Annotated in this window: 1 rRNA gene; it reads right to left on the bottom strand. The window is 49.8% G+C overall.

Annotated features, from left to right (window positions below):
• Positions 1–281, bottom strand: a 23S ribosomal RNA gene (locus QPK98_RS15795); the annotation flags it as partial.

The following is a 281-nucleotide window of genomic DNA, read 5'->3' as shown; positions in this document are numbered from 1 at the left end:
CGCGTTAGGACCCGACTAACCCCCAGCTGATTAGCATAGCTGGGGAAACCTTGGTCTTTCGGAGTGCGGGTTTCTCGCCCGCATTATCGTTACTTATGCCTACATTTTCTTTTCCGTCCGCTCCAGCATACCTCGCAGTAAACCTTCGGCGCAAACAGAATGCTCCCCTACCACAGAATAAATCTGTCCATAGCTTCGGTAGTATGTTTATGCCCGATTATTATCCATGCCGGACCGCTCGACTAGTGAGCTGTTACGCACTCTTTAAATGAATGGCTGCT

This window comes from Aequorivita marina (assembly GCF_031631895.2).
GTDB lineage: Bacteria > Bacteroidota > Bacteroidia > Flavobacteriales > Flavobacteriaceae > Aequorivita > Aequorivita marina.
The sequence above is the reverse complement of the archived record's forward strand: the minus strand, read 5'-3'. Positions and strand labels throughout refer to the sequence as shown.